This window comes from Streptomyces sp. NPDC000348 (assembly GCF_042898795.1).
Lineage (GTDB): Bacteria > Actinomycetota > Actinomycetes > Streptomycetales > Streptomycetaceae > Streptomyces.
The window spans coordinates 94,175-111,426 of the sequence record NZ_JBIAZD010000003.1; the positions used below are offsets into that span (position 1 = coordinate 94,175).

The 17,252-nt window shown below is 71.3% G+C and carries 18 protein-coding genes and 1 tRNA gene; 7 read left to right on the top strand and 12 right to left on the bottom strand.

Annotated elements, in window-relative coordinates:
* Nucleotides 1-187 precede the first annotated feature (187 nt).
* The 9 genes from ACFY3N_RS07300 to ACFY3N_RS07340 all read right to left on the bottom strand — a co-directional run bounded on the left by ACFY3N_RS07300 (nucleotide 188) and on the right by ACFY3N_RS07340 (nucleotide 6,141).
* Nucleotides 188-1,366, bottom strand: a complete 1,179-nt coding sequence (locus ACFY3N_RS07300; protein ID WP_390815645.1) for a tyrosine-type recombinase/integrase — start codon at nucleotides 1,364-1,366, stop codon at nucleotides 188-190.
* Nucleotides 1,366-1,569, bottom strand: a complete 204-nt coding sequence (locus ACFY3N_RS07305) for a helix-turn-helix domain-containing protein (RefSeq protein WP_390816053.1) — start codon at nucleotides 1,567-1,569, stop codon at nucleotides 1,366-1,368. Before ACFY3N_RS07305 ends, ACFY3N_RS07300 begins: the two co-directional genes overlap by 1 nt.
* The gene (gene repSA, locus ACFY3N_RS07310; RefSeq protein WP_390815646.1) at nucleotides 1,563-2,951 is read right to left on the bottom strand and encodes a replication initiator protein RepSA; all 1,389 of its coding nucleotides are present in this window, start codon (nucleotides 2,949-2,951) and stop codon (nucleotides 1,563-1,565) included. The genes ACFY3N_RS07305 and repSA overlap by 7 nt, the downstream gene beginning before the upstream one ends.
* Nucleotides 2,948-3,130: a hypothetical protein gene (locus ACFY3N_RS07315; protein WP_390815647.1), complete on the bottom strand. Its 183-nt coding sequence runs from the start codon at nucleotides 3,128-3,130 to the stop codon at nucleotides 2,948-2,950. The genes repSA and ACFY3N_RS07315 overlap by 4 nt, the downstream gene beginning before the upstream one ends.
* A gap of 92 nt (nucleotides 3,131-3,222) precedes the next feature.
* Nucleotides 3,223-3,528, bottom strand: a complete 306-nt coding sequence (locus tag ACFY3N_RS07320; protein WP_390815648.1) for a hypothetical protein — start codon at nucleotides 3,526-3,528, stop codon at nucleotides 3,223-3,225.
* A gap of 11 nt (nucleotides 3,529-3,539) precedes the next feature.
* Nucleotides 3,540-3,725 carry a mobile element transfer protein gene (locus ACFY3N_RS07325; RefSeq protein WP_390815649.1) on the bottom strand — a complete coding sequence of 62 codons (186 nt, stop codon included), beginning with the start codon at nucleotides 3,723-3,725 and terminating at the stop codon, nucleotides 3,540-3,542.
* A gap of 15 nt (nucleotides 3,726-3,740) precedes the next feature.
* Nucleotides 3,741-4,406 carry a DUF2637 domain-containing protein gene (locus ACFY3N_RS07330; RefSeq protein ID WP_390815650.1) on the bottom strand — a complete coding sequence of 222 codons (666 nt, stop codon included), beginning with the start codon at nucleotides 4,404-4,406 and terminating at the stop codon, nucleotides 3,741-3,743.
* A gap of 47 nt (nucleotides 4,407-4,453) precedes the next feature.
* The gene (locus ACFY3N_RS07335) at nucleotides 4,454-5,806 is read right to left on the bottom strand and encodes an FtsK/SpoIIIE domain-containing protein (protein WP_390815651.1); all 1,353 of its coding nucleotides are present in this window, start codon (nucleotides 5,804-5,806) and stop codon (nucleotides 4,454-4,456) included.
* A gap of 2 nt (nucleotides 5,807-5,808) precedes the next feature.
* Complete coding sequence (locus ACFY3N_RS07340; RefSeq protein ID WP_390815652.1) at nucleotides 5,809-6,141, bottom strand: hypothetical protein; 333 nt, start codon at nucleotides 6,139-6,141, stop codon at nucleotides 5,809-5,811.
* 160 nt (nucleotides 6,142-6,301) lie between these two features.
* On the opposite strand from ACFY3N_RS07340, the gene ACFY3N_RS07345 reads away from it, so the two are divergent.
* The 3 genes from ACFY3N_RS07345 to ACFY3N_RS07355 all read left to right on the top strand — a co-directional run bounded on the left by ACFY3N_RS07345 (nucleotide 6,302) and on the right by ACFY3N_RS07355 (nucleotide 8,787).
* Nucleotides 6,302-7,096 (top strand): GntR family transcriptional regulator, encoded by a 795-nt coding sequence (locus tag ACFY3N_RS07345; protein ID WP_390815653.1) that lies wholly within the window; start codon nucleotides 6,302-6,304, stop codon nucleotides 7,094-7,096.
* Complete coding sequence (locus ACFY3N_RS07350; RefSeq protein ID WP_390815654.1) at nucleotides 7,093-7,758, top strand: YdcF family protein; 666 nt, start codon at nucleotides 7,093-7,095, stop codon at nucleotides 7,756-7,758. The genes ACFY3N_RS07345 and ACFY3N_RS07350 overlap by 4 nt, the downstream gene beginning before the upstream one ends.
* Before the next feature lie 474 nt (nucleotides 7,759-8,232).
* Nucleotides 8,233-8,787, top strand: a complete 555-nt coding sequence (locus ACFY3N_RS07355; protein ID WP_390815655.1) for a hypothetical protein — start codon at nucleotides 8,233-8,235, stop codon at nucleotides 8,785-8,787.
* Between the two features lie 133 nt (nucleotides 8,788-8,920).
* Here ACFY3N_RS07355 and ACFY3N_RS07360 read toward each other — a convergent pair.
* Nucleotides 8,921-9,007: transfer RNA gene (locus ACFY3N_RS07360), tRNA-Ser, on the bottom strand.
* Nucleotides 9,008-9,071: 64 nt separating this feature from the next.
* Complete coding sequence (locus ACFY3N_RS07365) at nucleotides 9,072-10,586, bottom strand: S1C family serine protease (protein ID WP_390815656.1); 1,515 nt, start codon at nucleotides 10,584-10,586, stop codon at nucleotides 9,072-9,074.
* Between the two features lie 288 nt (nucleotides 10,587-10,874).
* Between ACFY3N_RS07365 and ACFY3N_RS07370 the strand changes: the two genes are divergently transcribed.
* From ACFY3N_RS07370 to ACFY3N_RS07380, 3 genes are all read left to right on the top strand, one after another.
* Nucleotides 10,875-11,705, top strand: a complete 831-nt coding sequence (locus tag ACFY3N_RS07370) for a glycerophosphodiester phosphodiesterase (protein WP_390815657.1) — start codon at nucleotides 10,875-10,877, stop codon at nucleotides 11,703-11,705.
* Nucleotides 11,706-11,958: 253 nt separating this feature from the next.
* Entirely contained in the window at nucleotides 11,959-12,516 is a 558-nt protein-coding gene (locus ACFY3N_RS07375) for an ATP-binding protein (RefSeq protein WP_390815658.1), read from the top strand.
* A gap of 247 nt (nucleotides 12,517-12,763) precedes the next feature.
* Nucleotides 12,764-13,729, top strand: coding sequence for a DUF5926 family protein (locus ACFY3N_RS07380; protein WP_390815659.1), 966 nt, complete (start codon nucleotides 12,764-12,766; stop codon nucleotides 13,727-13,729).
* A gap of 810 nt (nucleotides 13,730-14,539) precedes the next feature.
* Here the strand turns inward: ACFY3N_RS07380 and ACFY3N_RS07385 are convergent.
* Nucleotides 14,540-15,205, bottom strand: coding sequence for a bifunctional DNA primase/polymerase (locus ACFY3N_RS07385; protein ID WP_390815660.1), 666 nt, complete (start codon nucleotides 15,203-15,205; stop codon nucleotides 14,540-14,542).
* 502 nt (nucleotides 15,206-15,707) lie between these two features.
* On the opposite strand from ACFY3N_RS07385, the gene ACFY3N_RS07390 reads away from it, so the two are divergent.
* A complete protein-coding gene (locus ACFY3N_RS07390; RefSeq protein WP_390815661.1) occupies nucleotides 15,708-17,222 on the top strand; it encodes a PP2C family protein-serine/threonine phosphatase in 1,515 nt (504 codons plus the stop codon).
* The last annotated feature ends 30 nt before the right edge of the window (nucleotides 17,223-17,252 follow it).

Consider the following 17,252-nt stretch of genomic DNA (forward strand, 5'->3'; position numbering starts at 1 on the left):
ACGGACCGACCGGACCCACCCGCGGAGAACAGCGAAAGGGGCGCCCCTCCACGAGGAGCGCCCCTTCTGCCCTGCAACGTCTACGACCTGCGCGGAGGCGGTGGGATTTGAACCCACGGTGACATCGCTGCCACGACGGTTTTCAAGACCTTTCGCCGACCACGGCCGTTGACCGCTGCGCCGCAGGTCAGACGCGCGCAGGCACGCCCGCAGAGCCGTCGCCGTCGTCGTCGTGCCCCCTACGTGCCCTATCAGCGCCGTCGTGCCCGCTGAACCACGCGTCGGAGGCTTCGGCCACCTGGTCGTCGCGGCCGGCGACCGGGCGAGCGTAGTGCCGGGTCGTCACGCTCGCGTTCGAGTGCCCGAGCCGGTGTGCGGCGGTCATGACTCCGTACCGGTCCGCCACCCACGTTCCGTGGGAGGCCCGGAGGTCGTGGGGAGTCACGTCGGTGAGGCCGGCCGCCGAGGCGGCAGGGTCGAAGTACGCCTTGCGCCACTGGTTGTAGCGCAGCGGCTTGCCCGCGGGCGTGGTGAACAACAGCGCGTCTTCCCCGCCGGGCAGCTCCTCGAGGTAGGCCCCGAGCCGCTTCGCCAGGGAGGGCGCCAGTCGCAAGAGCCGCTTTTGATGAGACTTCGGGGTGTCGAAGACGAGGGTGCCGTTCGCCTCGGCAAGGTTCTCGTCGACCAGGAGGAAGCCGCGGGCGACGTCCACGTCCGAGCGCCGAAGCGCGAACGCCTCCCCCACCCGCAGACCGGCGAAGGCAAGCAGCGCGATCAGCAGGTCGTGCGGTTTCTCGGCAGCGCTGACGATGCCCGAAGCCTCCAGCGGCGTGACGATGTGCGGTTCGGTCTGCGGCATGCGCGGAAGCCGGACGCCACGGCACGGAGTCTGCGGGATCAGGTCGTTGTCCACGGCCGACGCCATGATCTGCGACAGCACCCGGTACGCCTGGCGGATGCGCGAAGCGCTCAGACCCTCGGTACGCATCGCGGCCACCCACTCAGTGACCGTGATCGGCCGCAGGCTCGACAACTCCCGGTCGCCGAGCGCCGGATTGATCCGTGAGTTGATCAGCGACCGGTACGTCGCTTGTGTCTTGTGCTTCAGCTGCGGAGCGACGGCGGACAGCCAGCGAGCGGACCAGTCCCGCACGGTCGTACGCCCCTCGGCGGGGTCGAGCCAGCGGCCCTCTTCAATCTCGATGCGCTTCCGCATGAGCCACCGGTCGGCATCTGTCGACGTCGCGAACGTCCGATCCGCAGGCCGCAACACTCCGTCCGGTCCTGGGTAGCGAGCCTGGAAGCGGCCGGACGGGAGCTTACGGACACGGCCGAACGGCCGGCGGGATCTGCGCTTCGATGCCATCAGGCAGCACCCCGCAGGGTGACCGGCTGCACGGTGTGGGCAGCCACGAAGGCGTTCACCGCGCTCTCGGGGATACGGACGTGTCGGCCGACCTTGACGAAGGTGATCCGCCGCTCCTCGATGAGCCGACGGGGGAACCGCACACCCGTGCCGAGGCGTTCGGCGACTTCCTGCACGGTGAGCAGTCGGTCCCTGGTCACCAGCCCTCCCCTTCCGAGCGCATGTCTGTGAGCGCTTCACGTGCGAGTTCGCGGTTTGCTTGCAGGTCCCGGCGGATGTTCGCGGCGAGCCAGGATTCACCGGGGGTGTGACCGTGGCCGGCGTAGGTCCAGTGGGCGAGGGTCAGGGTGGTTGCCTCCTCATCGTCGGGGTCGGGCAGACCGAGGGCGGCGCGTTGCTGGGCTGCGCGGTAGTCGGCGCGGACCTGGCGGAGGGCGCCGAGAGTGGTGGAGTAGCGGCGGGACTTGGTGGAGAAGTGGCCGCGGAAGCCGAGCATGTGGGCCCAGTCGCGCAGCTTGCGGTCCGGGTAGAGCGCGTGCAGGTCGAGGCAGGCGGCGATGAGCCGGGCCGGGTGGTCGGGGACGCCGAGCAGGGCGAGGGCTTCCTTGTTGCCGATGCGGCGGTCGACGGTGCCGGTCGTCTCGGCCGCTTTCGTGGCGTACTTGGCGACGTAGGAGGCGACTGCCTGTTCGCTGATCTCTTCACCGCCGCCGAAGGCGCGGATCGGTCGTACGTCGAGCTGGGTGCCCCACCGCAGCATGCGGGCCGGCTGGTCCCCGGCGGCGGGGACGTCGACTGTCACGCGGGCGGCGGCAGCGTGGATCGCGTCGGTGAGCAGGTCGAGGGTGGCCCACGCGGGCGGGGGATCGTCGGGCCCGTCAGGTCCGTCGAAGCGGATCACGGCATGGAAGTGCACAGCTCCGCGTTTTTGGTACTCGGCGACCTTGCCGAAGGCGATGCGCGACTGCTCGCGGGCGTCCTTCTGTGTGAGCCCGGCCCGCTTGGCGATCTCCCGGCGCAGGTAGATCGTGAAGTAGCGCCACAGCTCGGAGGCGTGGTTGTTCCACAGCACCGCGCCCGCGTAGTCGTACGACTCCGGATCGAGCGGGGTGCCCAGCTCGGGAGCGTCCTCGCCGTGGCGGACGCCGCAGCGGCAGGGCCGGTCACCGGTCCGGTTGTGGACCGGGCCGAACGAGGGCGCGGTGAGAGTGGCGAACACCCGCGGGTGGTCCCGGATCGTCTCCGGCGTGCCCTTGGCGGGATCGCCGACGAGGCCCGCGCGGATCAGGTGGTAGGTGTCGCCCGCGTACGTCCAGGCGCAGGCCGGGCATCGGGAGGCGCGGCGGTTGCCGCAGGCTACGCGAAGCCGACCGCCCGGTTCGGTGTCGGTCGAGTACGCGTGCAGCACGTGCCCGGTCGCAGCGTCGCGGGTGACGGTCGAGCCCTGGAGATGGATCGGGTCGGAGCAGCCGCCGGTACGGCGGATCTGGTCCTGAATGCGGTCGAAGCCGGTGGACCCGGCCAGCCTCAGCACATCGGCGAGGGTGGCCGGGTCCAGGCCCGCCATGGTGGCGGCATCGGTCACGCGACCACGCCCTTGGTGAGGGCGGTGCGGCGGGTGTGGCCGGTGCCCTGGCAGACGTGGCAGACGACGGGCAGCACGAGGCGGGAGCCGTCGTGACGGCGCTCTCCGGTGGTGACATAGACGACGGGGAAGCCGTCGCAGTGGTGGCAGACCGGACGGTTCGGGACGCGGGCAGGCATGATGAGTGAGCCCTTTCGGATCGTTGGGTCTGGAAGTGGTGCAGGCCGTCCGGGGCGGCGGATCTTTGGCGAGAGAGCCGCCCCGGAGGGCGTCATTTGCTGCGCGTGCGTGGTGTTTTCCTGCGCTTCGAGGCGCGGCTGATCGTGTAGCTGATGCCGCAGGTGGCCGACAGGACCGAGACGATCGACGCGGCGACGATCTGGGTGACGAAGGCGATCACCAGCAGCACCGCGACGGATCCGGCGGTGATGACGAGGGCCAGCACGATCGGGCCGGTGTAGGACCGCGGAGCTTCCTGGACGATCACGATGCGCCGCGGGTCGGTGCCGGGCGGGATCCGCCGGTAGAGGTCGGCGGGGATGTGCCCGGCGCGAAGCTGCTCGTCAGGCAGACGCATGGGATCACTCCTCAGGGGTTGCAGCGGTGGGTGCGGGCGGCGAGTTCGGCGGCCGAGCGGTCGCGGTGCTCGGTGGAGAAGCCGCAGCTCGGGGCGGTGCAGGCGGCGGTGTGCCGGGTCTGGCCACGGCCGTTGTGGAACGTGCCGACCCTCACGGGGCCGATGCGGATCACGTCGTAGAAGCGGTTCGGGCGCACGGGTGTACCTCCTTGTCAGGCGAGCTGGGCGACGATCGCACCGGCGAGGTCCTCCGGGATGCCGAGGCGAGCGCGCAGGGTGGCGGTGTCCATGTCGGCGCCGGTACGAGTGCGGTGGTCGGCGGCGAGCTTCCGGGCGTGGTCGATCAGCGCCGGGGGTACCGCCGGTGTGGTGGCAGGCATGCCGACTTCCGGCAGGGCTGGGGCAGGCTCCGGTGTGGTGATCTGCGGTACCGGCTCCGGGATAGGAGCGGATTCCTCGGGCTGGTCGACCACCGGCGCGGGCCGGAGCTCAGGCTCCGAGGCCGGCGCGGACGGGCGTTTGGCGGGTTGGTGGGCGAGCAGGGTGCCGCCGAGGAAGGCGAGCGCGGGCCAACCGGCGACGACGATGCGCAGCCAGGCCGGGACGTGCTCCAGGTCGAGGAGTCCGGCGGTGGCGACGTTGGCACCGAGCGAGGCAACCAGGGCGACCAGGAACCAGAACCAGGCCAGCCCGGACCGCTCGGTGCGCAGCCGCCGCCACACGGCGACCAACAGCAGGTCGACGGAGACGGGGTAGGCCCATGCCTTCCAGCCGGTCTGCCCGGCGGCTTCGGCAAGGTCGTGCAGGTGAGCGAAGGACAGTGCACCGGCGATCACGGCTTGAACCAGGACTGCGTCGACGCGGAACGGTCGGGACACGGGTCTTCACCTCCCTTCGCAGGGGTCGGGCGCGAAGTGGTCGCGCGTCAGGGCTGCCCGACGACGGGCTGTGCCGGGACCAGCGGCGGAACGCTCGGCACGGGCGGTACGGCGTACTGCTCGACCGGGCGGAACGGGGCGAGGAACGGCAGCTCGGGGGTGAGATGGGCGAACTCGCGACAGACGGCGGAGGCTTCAGCCGGGGTGGTCTCAGGGGTACGGATGCGGGACCAGTAGCCGGAGGCGTCACCGGCCACCGCGACACCGGGACGGTCCGCCCGGATCCCGGTCACCGACAGCACCGCGTCCGGGGCGATGTCGCCCAGGCCCATCTCCGCCGTCTGCTTGTCGTTCACCCGGTGCACCACCCGGCCGGTGAGCTGAGCCCGCAGGGCGGTGGCACCCTTGCCCAGGTCGGAGCCGAAGCGCTGCCCGCACGCCTCCAGGTAGATGCCGATCGCACGGGCCATCTGACCCAGCCGGACCAGCTGCATGACCGTGTGGTCCCGCGCGGGCTCATCCTTCTTGGAGGTCACGAAGAACAGCTCCGCCACCTCGTCGATCAGCACGACCAGGGGAACCGGCCGCACCTTCTCCGGCAGCTCCCACAGGTCCGAGGCTCCGTACAGGGCGAGCAGTTCGAAGCGGTCCTCCATCTCCCCGACCAGGGCGTCGATCAGACGGCCGGCGCTCTCCCGGTCCGTGGCCAGCGCCGACAGACGAGGCGCGTAGCGGCTCTGTTCCACCCCGCGCTTGCAGTCGACGCCGACCAGGCCCACGGGAAGCCGTGCCAGCCCTTTGATCAGGTTGCGCTGGTACATCGACTTGCCGGACTGGTTCGCGCCCAGGGTCAGGGCGTGCGGGACCTTGCGGTAGTCCCGCTCGAAGACCGTGCCGTCCTCCCGCAGTGCCACCGGGACGACCAGCCCATGGGCGACGGCCCGGCGCGGCATCTTGACCCTGGCCAGCACGTCGTAGCCCGTCATGCGCAGCTCGACGTGGCCCGGCTTGGTCTCCACCACGGTCACCGAGTGCACACCCCAGGCGTGCCGGAGACGTTCGGAGGAGGCGGCGACGTCGGCGGGCTCCAGGCCGGCGGGGAGGCGGAGGGAGACCCGCAGACCGGTCGAGGTCGGGCGGACCCGGCGCACCCGAGGCGGTACCGGCCGCACCTCGCGACGGGCCACGTTGCGGGTCACGAACGCCCGCAGCCGGGACGGCTGCACCGTCAGGCCGCACACGTCCATGGTCGAGCCGTAGGTCCACGTGAACCGGCCCCAGGTGACGGGGAGGCCGACCAGCGACCAGTACGCGCGCGGGGCGCCCTCCTTGGCGACGTACAGCCCACCGGCACCGGTGACTACGCCGCCCACCTCCAGCCAGGTGACCAGATTCGTCATGGTCAGGCCCCCAGCGGCGTGACCGCGACCGCGCGGAACGAGATCCCGTGCCGCTTCTCGCCGTTGAAGGTGTTCTCCCAGTCGCGGGCCTTGAGGCCGACCACCCGCACCGGCATGCCCGGCGTCAGGCCCTCCGGGTAGCCCGTCTCCGGAACGGTCACCTGGTAGAGGTTGCCCTCACCCTCGTCCGAGACCAGCAGGCCCACGGTCGACAAGCTCGCGCCGGTCTCCCGGTCCAGGGCCCGCTCCCCGGTCTTCTTGTTCGCCATCTTCGGTTCCGGCGCGGTCGCCACGAACACCACGGCAGTCGAAAGGTCGATCTTGAAGGACGGCATCAGTACTCCCACCGTTGATGTCGGAGCAGCCCAAACAGGGCCGCATGATGCCCGCTGTCCTAGGACTGCGAGCCGCTGAGAGAGATAGTGCATCGCAGTCCCAGGACTGTCAACAGTCCTGGGACTATGTTTCACTAGTTCTCGTCGAGAGGGGTTCTAGATGGCGCCCAAGTGGCGAGAGCTGGCGGACAAGCTGGCCGAGCAGATCAGAAGGGGTGAATACGCCCCTGGCCAGCAGCTTCCGCACATCAGAACGCTTGTCGAGGCAGGCGAAGGCTCCAAGTCCACCGTGCATGCCGCCTACAAGGCACTGGAAGCCGAAGGTCTGGTCACCTCGTCGCGCGGCCACGGCACCGTCGTGCGTCAGCAAGTTCCCCTCAAGCGCTTGGGTATCGCCCGCTACGACAAGGCCAAGTGGCGGGACGGCAACGAGGTCGCCTTCATCGCGGACCGTGTGGCTTCCGGGCGGGCGTATCGCCGGAACGAGCAGACCCAGACGGTCAGCCGCGTCGTAGCGCCACCGGAGGTGGCAGCCGCACACGGACTCCCCGAAGGCGCCGAGGTCTACGCCCGCGCGCGGCTGGTGAAGGAAGGCGATCAGCCGACGCACACGCTGACCAGCTACTACCGGCCCGAGCACGTGGAAGGCACGCGACTGGTGGACCCCACGCCGGGGCCCGCCGGCCGAGGCGGCGGATTTCGCGTGCTGTACGACGCGGGTTACGAGATCGATCACATGAGGGAGCGACTGTTCGCCCGTGCCGCCACCCCGGACGAGGTGAAGCAGCTTCAGCTACCGCCGGGCGAACCGGTCGTCGAGCTGCACCGGACGACCTACACCGCCGACGGGACTGTCGTGGAGTTCGCCATCGGGGTACACGCGGCATCGCGCTTCGCGTGGGAGTACGACTTCAAGGTGCCCGACTCGGCGAAGGACGGGGAAGGACAGCAGTGATCTCGACACAGGATTGGGCAGATGCCCGGCGCGTATGGGACTACCACCAGATGGGCCACTCACCCCGGCCGTGCTCGGTTGCCATCGGACTCGGCAGCCACGACCTGGGCGTGGCCGACACCGCAGTGGACCTGTACAAGCGCGGCATGGCCCCCCTGCTCCTGTTCACCGGCGCCACCAGCCCCACGACACGGGAACGCATGCCCCGCGGTGAAGCGGTCCACTACCAGGAACGGGCGTTGGAGCTCGGTGTCCCCAGCACGGCCGTTCTCGTGGAGCCGCGCGCCCGCAACACGGGCGAGAACATCCGCTTCTCACGAGAGCTGTTGAAGGAGAGGGGGATGGAGGTGTCCTCGGTGCTCCTGATCAGCAAGCCGTACGAGGAGCGGCGGGCGTACGCCACCGCACGCAAGCTCTGGCCCGAAGTCGAGATCGTCAGCGCTTCCACTCCGATGACGCTCGATGAGTACGTCGACTCCATCGGCGACGCCCGCCTAGTGATCGACATGCTGGTCGGCGCGCTCCAACGACTGATGATCTACCCCGAGCAGGGATTCATGATCAGCCAACCGGTACCCGCCGACGTGCTCGAGGCGTACGAGCGCCTGCGCCAAGCCGGATTCACGAGCCGACTCCTGACCACTGACGTGCCTTCGGCTTGACCCGGGTAAGAGCGAGAGCTGTTACAGGTTTCTCTACCTCATCAAGGGCCCGCGCGAGGCGCGGGCTGGCCCCTTGGGCTCGGCCCCTCTGCGCCTTCGGCGCCGGGGCCGGCCCATGGGGCCGCAGCGAAGCAACGGCCCGAGAGTAGAACCCGCATAGCGCGGTGACGGTCAAGGCAATGCCTCCGGCGGGGGATCGGCCGGCACCGGGATGGAGGGGGCGCCGTCGCCGACCGCGGGCCCGTAGTGGCGTGCGCGGGGAGCTCCCATCCCGTCCACCGTCGACCCAGGCAGAGCCGAGCAGACGCGGCCCCTGGCGTCCAGGTCGTTCGTACAGTGGCGCGCTCCACCTGGACGCCAGGAACCACGCCCGCTCCACGGTGTGTGGGTCGACGGCGGACGGGATGGGAGCTGGGGTGAGTGGTGGGCGAAGAAAGCCATCCGCGTGCAGGCTGGTGTACCTAGCCTGATTCGATGAATGAGATCGATTGGGGGGACGCCCCAACGTGGGTAGGAGCGATCTTCGCCGCACTTGCGGCTGGTGCAGCTACCTGGACGCTCAAGAGCCAGCGAGACCAGATCCGAGAACAGCGCGAGTTCATCGCGCAGCAAGCTGAGGTCCTCACCGTGGAGCGAGACGTGCTGCTCCTGGAGCGGAAGGAGCGCACAGAGCGTCAGGCTCGCGGAGTCCGACTCAGCGGCCATCGCTTCGAAGGAATCATCTCAGCTGATGATCAAGCCGCATCCGTGCTTGTACACAATGAGAGCGAAGCCGAAATCCAGGAAATAGAGACCGACTTCGGTCACCTCGGCCCAGCGGTTAGAGCCTGTGAGTGGGGAGAGCTAGGGTCCGGCGAGGAGCTACCTCTCACGGTTCCCGTGCTGAGCCGTGGCTCTTCGTGCTACTTCCAGGCCCGTGAGTGGAAGGAAGACGACCACCCGAGGAACTACGTGCCTCGTGTTTCCTTCACCGACTCGCATGGTCGTCGCTGGTGCCTCACTGGGGACAACCTCACTTTGGTGCAGTAACGCCTACGCGTGCCCCTGCCGTGCCCGATGGAGCGGGAAACACCGGGGAACGGCAGTCATTCGCGGATAGTACGCAGCACGATGGCCCCTAACCATTCTACCTGGTCAGGGGCCGTTCTCACTGCTCATCGCGCGGAGGCGGTGGGATTTGAACCCACGGTGACATCGCTGCCACGACGGTTTTCAAGACCGTTCCCTTCGGCCGCTCGGGCACGCCTCCCCGCGCCTGCCGGTGATCGGCGGCGCGGGGACAAGGGTAACGGGTTCGGGGTACGGGGGTGAGGTCAGCTGTCGCCCGTGCGGGAGCCCAGGGTGAGTTCCGTGGTGCGTTCCTTGCCGTCGCGCTCGTAGGTGATCGTGACCTTGTCGCCCGGCTTGTGGGTCCAGATCTCGCCGATCAGGGTGGGGCCGGAGTCGATGACCCGGTCGTCGAGCTTGGTGATGACGTCACCGGGCTGCAGGCCGGCCTTGTCGGCGGGGCCACCGGGGTCGACGGGCTCGGAGCCGCCCGCGCCCTGCTCGGTGATCTTCGCGCCGCCCGCGGCGTCCTCCAGGGAGACCGACGCGCCGATCTTGGCGTACACCGGCTTGCCCGTCTTGATCAGTTCCTGGGCGACGTACTTGGCCTGGTTGATCGGGATGGCGAAGCCCAGGCCGATCGAGCCGGCCTGGCCCGTGCCGAAGCCGCCGTTGCTGGTGGACTGGATCGCGGAGTTGATGCCGATCACGTTGCCCTGTGCGTCGAGCAGCGGACCGCCGGAGTTGCCCGGGTTGATGGACGCGTCGGTCTGCAGGGCGCTCATGTACGACGCCTGGCTGCCGGCGCCGTCGCTGGAGGCGACCGGGCGGTTCTTCGCGCTGATGATGCCCGTCGTCACCGTGTTGGACAGGCCGAAGGGCGCGCCGATCGCGATCGTCGAGTCGCCGACGGCCACCTCGTCGGAGTTGCCCAGGGGAAGCGGCTTCAGGTCCGAGGGGGCGTTGTTCAGCTTGATGACCGCGACGTCGTAGCCCTGTGCGTGACCGACCACCTCGGCATCGTACTTCTTGCCGTTCGGGAAGGTCGCCGTGACCTTGCCGCCGTCGACGGCGTCCGCCACCACGTGGTTGTTGGTGACGATGTGGCCCTGGGTGTCGAAGACGAAGCCGGTGCCGGTGCCGCCCTCGCCGCTGCTGCTCTCGGCCTCGATGGTGACCGTGCTCGGCAGCGCCTTGGCGGCCACGGCGGCGACCGTGCCCGGGTCGCGCTTCACGTTGCCGCCGCTGGTGGACGCCGAGACGGTCGTCGAGTCGTTGCTGTCGTTCTCCTTGGCCAGCGTGTAGCCGAGGCCGCCGCCCGCGCCGCCCGCGACCAGCGCGGCCACCAGGACCGCGGCGAGCATACGGCCGCGCCCGCCGCCCTTCTTCGGCGCCGGCTGCTGGTAGGAGGAGCCCCAGCCGTCCGAACCGTGCCCGGCACCGCCGTCACCGTACGACGGGGTGGACGGCGGCGGGGGCGGGGGCCAGGAGGCGTCGGGGGTGGAGGAGGAAGGGGCGGGGTCCTGGCCTCCGTGGACGGGGTCCTGGCCTCCGTGGGCGCCGTGCGGGCCCCAGCCGGCCCCGCCCACCGGGCCCTGGGGACCGGAACCGTATGCCTGGTCCGCGCCCTGTGCGGGCGCCGGCGGCGGTGCGGCCCGCCCCGGGTCCGCTCCCGGGGCCGGGGGTCCCTGGTGCGCCGAGGCAGCGGGAGCATCCACCGGCGGGGGCGGCGGTGCGGACGGGGCCGGGGGTACCGCGGTGCCCTCGTTCTCGGTGCTCACAGCTTCTCTCCTCGATCCACGGCTGTCGTTGTCGGTCGCACTCGGTCACGCTCGTTCACGCCCGTCCACGAGTCCGGCGCGATACAGCTGTGCATGTCTCTTTGTATGACGTCAGCTTTTCCCACGGGCCGTCAGGGCACCATAAGCCGTTCCTGTGGGTCCGGGACCATTCTTTATATAGGGCATTACTCACGTAAGGCGCGCCACCCGATGCCTCCGACCGGACGGCGACACCGTTCACGCCACTCCGAGCACCCGTCTACCCGTGGACGGTGGCACCATGACGCGGTGACCCACGCACGGCAGCACCTGACCCAAGTCGTCGCGCACCGCGGGGCCTCCGAGGACGCTCCCGAGCACACCCTGGCGGCATACCGCAAAGCGATCGAGGACGGTGCGGATGCGCTCGAATGCGATGTACGGCTGACCTCCGACGGTCATCTCGTGTGCGTTCACGACCGTCGCGTCAACCGTACGTCCAACGGTCGCGGCGCGGTGTCGACGCTCGAGCTCTCCGATCTGGCCGCCCTGGACTTCGGCTCCTGGAAGAGCCGCGACGCCTCCGGGGAGCCCCGCGTCGAGGAGCCCGACTGGGAGCACCGCCCGGAGGACCGGGAGGCCACCTCCGTGCTCACCCTGGAGCGGCTACTGGAGCTGGTCTCCGACGCCGGGCGCCGGGTCGAGCTGGCGATCGAGACCAAGCATCCCACGCGGTGGGCGGGACAGGTGGAGGAGCGGCTGCTGCTCCTGCTCAAGCGGTTCGGTCTCGACGCGCCCGCCGCCGCGGAGGACTCCCGGGTGCGCGTGATGAGTTTCTCCGCGCGGTCGCTGCACCGGGTGCGCGCCGCCTCACCGACGCTGCCCACGGTCTACCTGATGCAGTTCGTCTCGCCGCGGTTGCGCGACGGGAGGCTGCCCACCGGCGTACGGATCGCGGGGCCCTCGATCCGCATCGTGCGCAGCCACCCCGCGTACGTCGAGCGCCTGAAGCAGTCCGGCCGCCAGGTGCACGTGTGGACCGTGAACGAGCCGGAGGACGTGGACCTCTGCGTGCGTCTCGGCGTGGACGCCATCATCACCAACCGTCCCCGCGCGGTGCTCGACCGGCTCGGCCGCTGACCGCGCGGCGAACCACCCGCCCCACCGGCCCCAGAAGCAGCCCGCACGAGTCTTGACCCCGTGCCCGCCCCGGGCTCATCCTCACATCTCGGCCACAGCGACGAAATCCAGCCACGCGGCTACGGGGAGTGCTCCGGCGCGTTCGGTGCGTGTGCGGTCGCTCGGAGTGCCCCCTCGCTCACGGACCGGCCGGTTTCCGGTTCGGGCCCATGGGGCATCCACACCGTGGCGTGGGGCGAAGGAGGTCTCGGGGGTGGCGTTGGTGGTGGCACAGGAGGTGCCCACGTCGTCGAGCATGGCCGTGCCCCACGGCCCTGCGGGCGTGGGGGAGGCGAGGCGCCGCATGCGTGCGCAGCTGCGCGACGGCGGCGTGGCGGACTCGGTCGTCGACGATGCCGTACTGATCCTTTCCGAGCTGCTGAGCAATGCGTGCAAACACGGCCGGCCGCTCGGCGACGCCCTGGCCGGGGACGGGGACGTACGCGCCGCCTGGCGGGTGGACCCGTGCGGACGCCTCGTCGTGGAGGTCACGGACGGCGGCGGTCCGACCCGTCCGGCTCCGGCCACCCCGTCGGTCACGGCGCACGGCGGCCGGGGGCTGAACATCATCACCGCGCTGGCCGACGACTGGGGCGTACGCGACGAGGTGCCGGGCGAGGTCACGGTGTGGGTCGTCGTCCACGACGACGTGTACGACCCGGACGCCGGGGCCCGGTACCGGCGCGAGGACTTCGCCGCACGGGTGACGGCGCCCGCGGTCTCCCGCCTGCCCGGACTGGACTTCGCGGACGTCTTCGACGACCTGGACTGAGGGCGGCCCCGGCCGAAGGCGGTCTCGGCCGGGGGCCCGGCCGAGGACCACGGAAGCGGCCGAGGACCACGGAAGCGGCCGAGGACCACGGAAGCGGCCGAGGGCGGCGGGAGCGGCACCGCTGCGGTCCCGTGTCCGCCCGCGGTGCCCACGGGACGGCACGTTGTCCACAGGTTCCCGTCGGCCGTGGCGTGAACGGCTAGGCTCGCGCCCGTACGAGACGAGCCGTAACCGGGAGACACCCACGATGGCCAAGAAGCGACCCCAGACGAAGGCCAAGCGCCCGCAGCTCACGGACGGGCAGATCCCGGTCGTCGGCGCCCGCGAGCCCTGCCCCTGCGGCAGCGGCCGCCGTTACAAGGCCTGCCACGGCCGCGCCGCCGCGCACGCGGTGACCGAGCTGGTGCACCGCCCGTTCGAGGGCCTGCCGGGCGAGTGCGACTGGGTGGCGCTGCGTGAGCTGGTGCCGGCCGCCACCGTCGCCTTGACGCTCAAGGGCGGCCTGCCCGAGGGCGTCCCGTCGGTCACGCTGGCCACGGTGCTGCCGATGGCCTGGCCCGCCCTGCGCCGCGACGACGGCTCGGTCCTGCTCGGCCTGCAGAACGACACCTCCTCCGGCGACATCAGCCGCGACCTCGCCGACACCCTGCAGCGCGCGCTCGCCGCCGACCCGGGCACGCCGGTGCAGTCCCGGCGCGCCCCCGCCGACGGTCCCCGGCTGCAGGACCTGCTCGACCCCGAGGGCGCTTTCGAGCCGGTCGTGCACAGCGGGTTCGAGTTCTGGGTCCCGGACCCGGAGAACGCCACGCCGGACGTCACGGCCTCCCTGGAGCGGGCCAACGCCGCGGCCATCCCGACCGTCAAGCTGTCGGGCGTGGACGCCGCGTACTGGTGCGAGACGCCCGAGAAGAACCATCTGCGGTGGGTCATGCCGCATCCCGAGGAGCAGCTTCTGGACGCTCTCGCGCGGCTGCACGCGGCGGGGGGCTCCTCCCTCGGTGAGGGCACCCGCCTCGTGGGCTCCTTCCGCGCTCACGGGCTCACCGTGCCGGTCTGGGACCTGCCCAGCGGGGTCGGCGCCGAGGACGTGGAGAAGCCGGCGGCCGAGTTCGCCGAGCGGCTCGCCGCCGCGCTGGCCACGGACGCGCCGCTGACCGCCGACGAGCGCCGCGCGCGCGGCGGTCTGACGAACCGCCAGGTCACACTGAGCTGAGGCAGGTCCGTACGCCCGGTTCCGCCGGCCGCCCGGTCGGCGGAACCGTCCTGTCACGCCCCACCGGCCTCCTGCGCAACTCCCGGCGCGGACAAGCCAATCGGTGACCGGAAAGCCGAGGCCGAATTTGCGAACCGCCGATCTCTTGTTACCGTTCCAGTAGCCCGGTTGCTGGTGCATCCCCCGTCGCCAGCAACCGGGTCTTTGCGTGCGGGCCACCGCTCACGGAACGCGGTCACCCGTCAACTGCCGGTTTCCACTGGGGAGTTGCTCTCGGAGCGCAGCGGCTGCGGTTCCCTCGCGGCACCGGCCGCGCGGGTCCGGCGTCGCACGCGGTACCGGCCCGCCCCCGCGTGGTGCGTCCGCCGCCGGGCCCCGTGCGGGCGAGCGCGGCGGCCGGGCATCACCGGTGGCGCCGCGACATGTGGGTCCGCGCCCGGACGCCCTTCTCCCGCACCGACGCGCAGGTCCGCGCCTCGATGCCGTCGGGAGAGGAGAGCGCGGGTCCGCGCCGCACGGCGGCACCATGCCGTCGCCTCGCGCGGCGGGCCGTACGGAGCCGACGAGGCCCTGGGACCCGGAGGCGTGACCCCGTCGACGGCGCCGGCGCGCCGAGCGGGGGCACCTCGATGCCGCCGTGAGCGGCCGCACCGCACCGGCCGGGCCCGCAGGTGGGCCCCGCCCGCGGCCGCGCGGACCGCCACCGCGCCCGCGGGACAAACGGCTCACCACCGCGCCCGCGGGACAAACGGACACCCCGGTCCGGGAGGGAGGGGCCGTGCCCCGGCCGGAGTGCCGTGCGCGCACCCGCTACATCTCGGGCGCGCTCACACCCCTACGGGTCAGGGCGTCGACCACGGCGTCCACCACCGCCTCGACATCGGGCACCCACGGCGAGGACGAGCCGGGCAGCGGCGCGCGCTCCCAGCGGATCCCGCCCCGCGCGGTCTCGGACGGGGGCAGCGCGAGGTAGCCGCCCTCGCCGTGGAAACGGAGGGAGCCGGGGACGAAGTCCTTGGCGTACAGCAGCTCGCCCAGCTGCTCCATGGAGTACGGCTTCACCAGGATCGACCAGCGGGCCGGCGAGGCGACGACCGGGCCGAGCCGCATGCCGCGGCGGTCGAGCGCGGCGAGGGCGCGGGCGGCCGGCAGGGCGGGCAGGGACACCGCGCAGGGGGCCTTGCCGCCGGTGGCGAGGACGACCGGCGCCGTCGGCCGGTTCCCCCACCACCAGCGCACCATGCGCGCGTCCGTGGTGGCGGCGAGGAGGCCGGGGTCGAACGGGTGGGCACCCGGCACCGTGCACTCGGGGTCGGGGCAGGCGCAGCGGGACCGGTCCTGCGGGTCCGTCGCCACGCCCGGGAGTACGGGCCACTGCCAGTCCGCCGCGAAGGTCAGGGCCGCGCCGATCAGATCGGGCCCTCCGTCGCCGCGCCGGGACAGAAGCCTGCGTCGCCTTCCGAGGATCTCGCGCATGAGCGCTCGTTCCTTTCCGTTGCACGCCTGGCAACACCGTGGTCCAGATCACGTCATGTGTCGATCACTTCACTGTGCGTACCTATGGGCGCATCACACCCCCGCGCCGGGCAGGGGGAACCCCTATGGGTCGAGCACGGGCTGCCTCCGCGGCCGTTCCACCCGTACCGCGTCTATCAGAAGTACGGGTGTGGCGTGGGGTGGCGAAGTCTGGCGTTTTCCGTCGCGCGTGTTTCTCTCCGCCTCCGCCACGGGAGGATGGGGCACGGTCGTCAGTGGTTAAGACGCCCGGGTCCGTCGCCGGGTTCCCGAGCGGTCCCCACCGCCCCCGGCCTTCACCGAGTACGTACCCATCACGACCGTTGTGACGCTCCGTCGAGCAAGGCCAGTCGACCGCAATAGGCCTCCCCCTAAGGCAGTTTCAAGCCAACTTCATAGTACGGCAAGGGGTCTGCGAGGAGTTCCCTTCAGTCTCACGGACACCAGCAATCCCAGCAGGACAATGCTGGACATCTCCTCACGAGTACGTGTACATGTGGAGACACTGCCGGCGGCGCAGAATGACATGGGGGTTTGCGATGCTTTTGAGCAGTACGTACCGGTCGGAAAGCCGGACACCATGAACGCTCCGCACCCTCCGAAAGTGGCCGGAATCGATTCAACGGTTCCCTCACCCGCACACACTGTCGCGTCGGTCACCGCGAGTACCTCCCCGGCTCCCCGGGCAAACCCTCAGAACGCGCCGGGCGCGCTGCTCCAGGACCGGCTCGCCGGCTGGGTCTCCGACCTCACGACCCTCCACGAACTCACCGAGCGCCTGGCCCGCGCGAGCACGCTCGACGAGGCGCTCCAGGAACTGCTGCGCGCGGGAGCCGCCCTGGTGGGCGCGCGGCGCGGTCTCGTCGCCCTGGAACCCGCCGACGACCTGGGCCCGGCCACCACCCTCGGCCTGGGACTGGCCCGCGCGGATCTCGGCCACATGGAGACGGTGCCGCGCGGCTCACTGCCGTACGGCAGGATCCTGGACGGACTGTCCGACGCCGACGACGGCATCGCCGAACCCGACCTGTTCGCCGAGAAGGGGCTCGACCCCCGGCACCGCGAGGTCGCCGCCCGCCTCGGCTACGCCGCCAGCTTCGCCCTCCCCCTCGCCACCGCGGCCGCAGGACGCCTGGGCGCCGCGGTGTGGCTCTACGACGAGCCGGCCGAGCCGTCGGAGCGGCAGCGCCACCTCGTGGGCCTGTACGTCCGCCACGCCGCCGAACACCTGGCCCGGCTCCTGGAACTCGAGCGCACGCGCGCGTGCATGGCCACGATGGCCGAGGAACTGCTGCCCTCCCGCCTCCCCCGGATCGCCGGCGTCCAGCTCGCCGCGCGGCACCGCACCTCCCCGCGCGGGGGCGGCGACTGGTACGACGCGCTGCCGCTGCCGGACGCGGCCCTCGGTCTCGCCGTCGGTTCCGTCACCGGGTCGGGGCCCGGCGCGGTCGCGGCGATGGGCCGGCTGCGGGCGTCGCTGCGCGCGTACGCCGTGATGGAGGGCGAGGACCCGGTCGCCGTCCTGTCCGACCTGGAGCTGCTGCTCCGGCTCACCGAACCGGCCCGGTCGGCCACCGCCCTGTTCGGCTACTGCGAACCCGCGCTGCGCCGGATCACGCTGGCCGGCGCCGGGCACAGTCCGCCGCTGCTGCTCGGCGAGCGCCGCACCGAGTTCGTCGAGACGTCGGTCTCCGCCCCCCTGGGCATGCTCGCCTGCTGGGAGGCGCCGAGCGTGGAGGTCCAGGCGGAGCCGGGGGAGACCGTTCTGCTCTACACCGACGGGCTGCTGCACCGCACCGGCGACCCGACCGACCGCGCCTTCGCACGGCTGCACGCTGCGGCGGCCGGGGTGCCGAGGGCCCTGCGCCGCGACCCCGGCGCCGTCGCCGACCACGTCCTGCGGGCGGTGCTGCCGGAGGGCGCGGACACGGCGGAGTCCGGGGAGGACGTGGTGCTCCTGGCGGCGCGGTTCGAGTAGCCTCCCCGTCCCCCTCCGTCACCGGTCCGT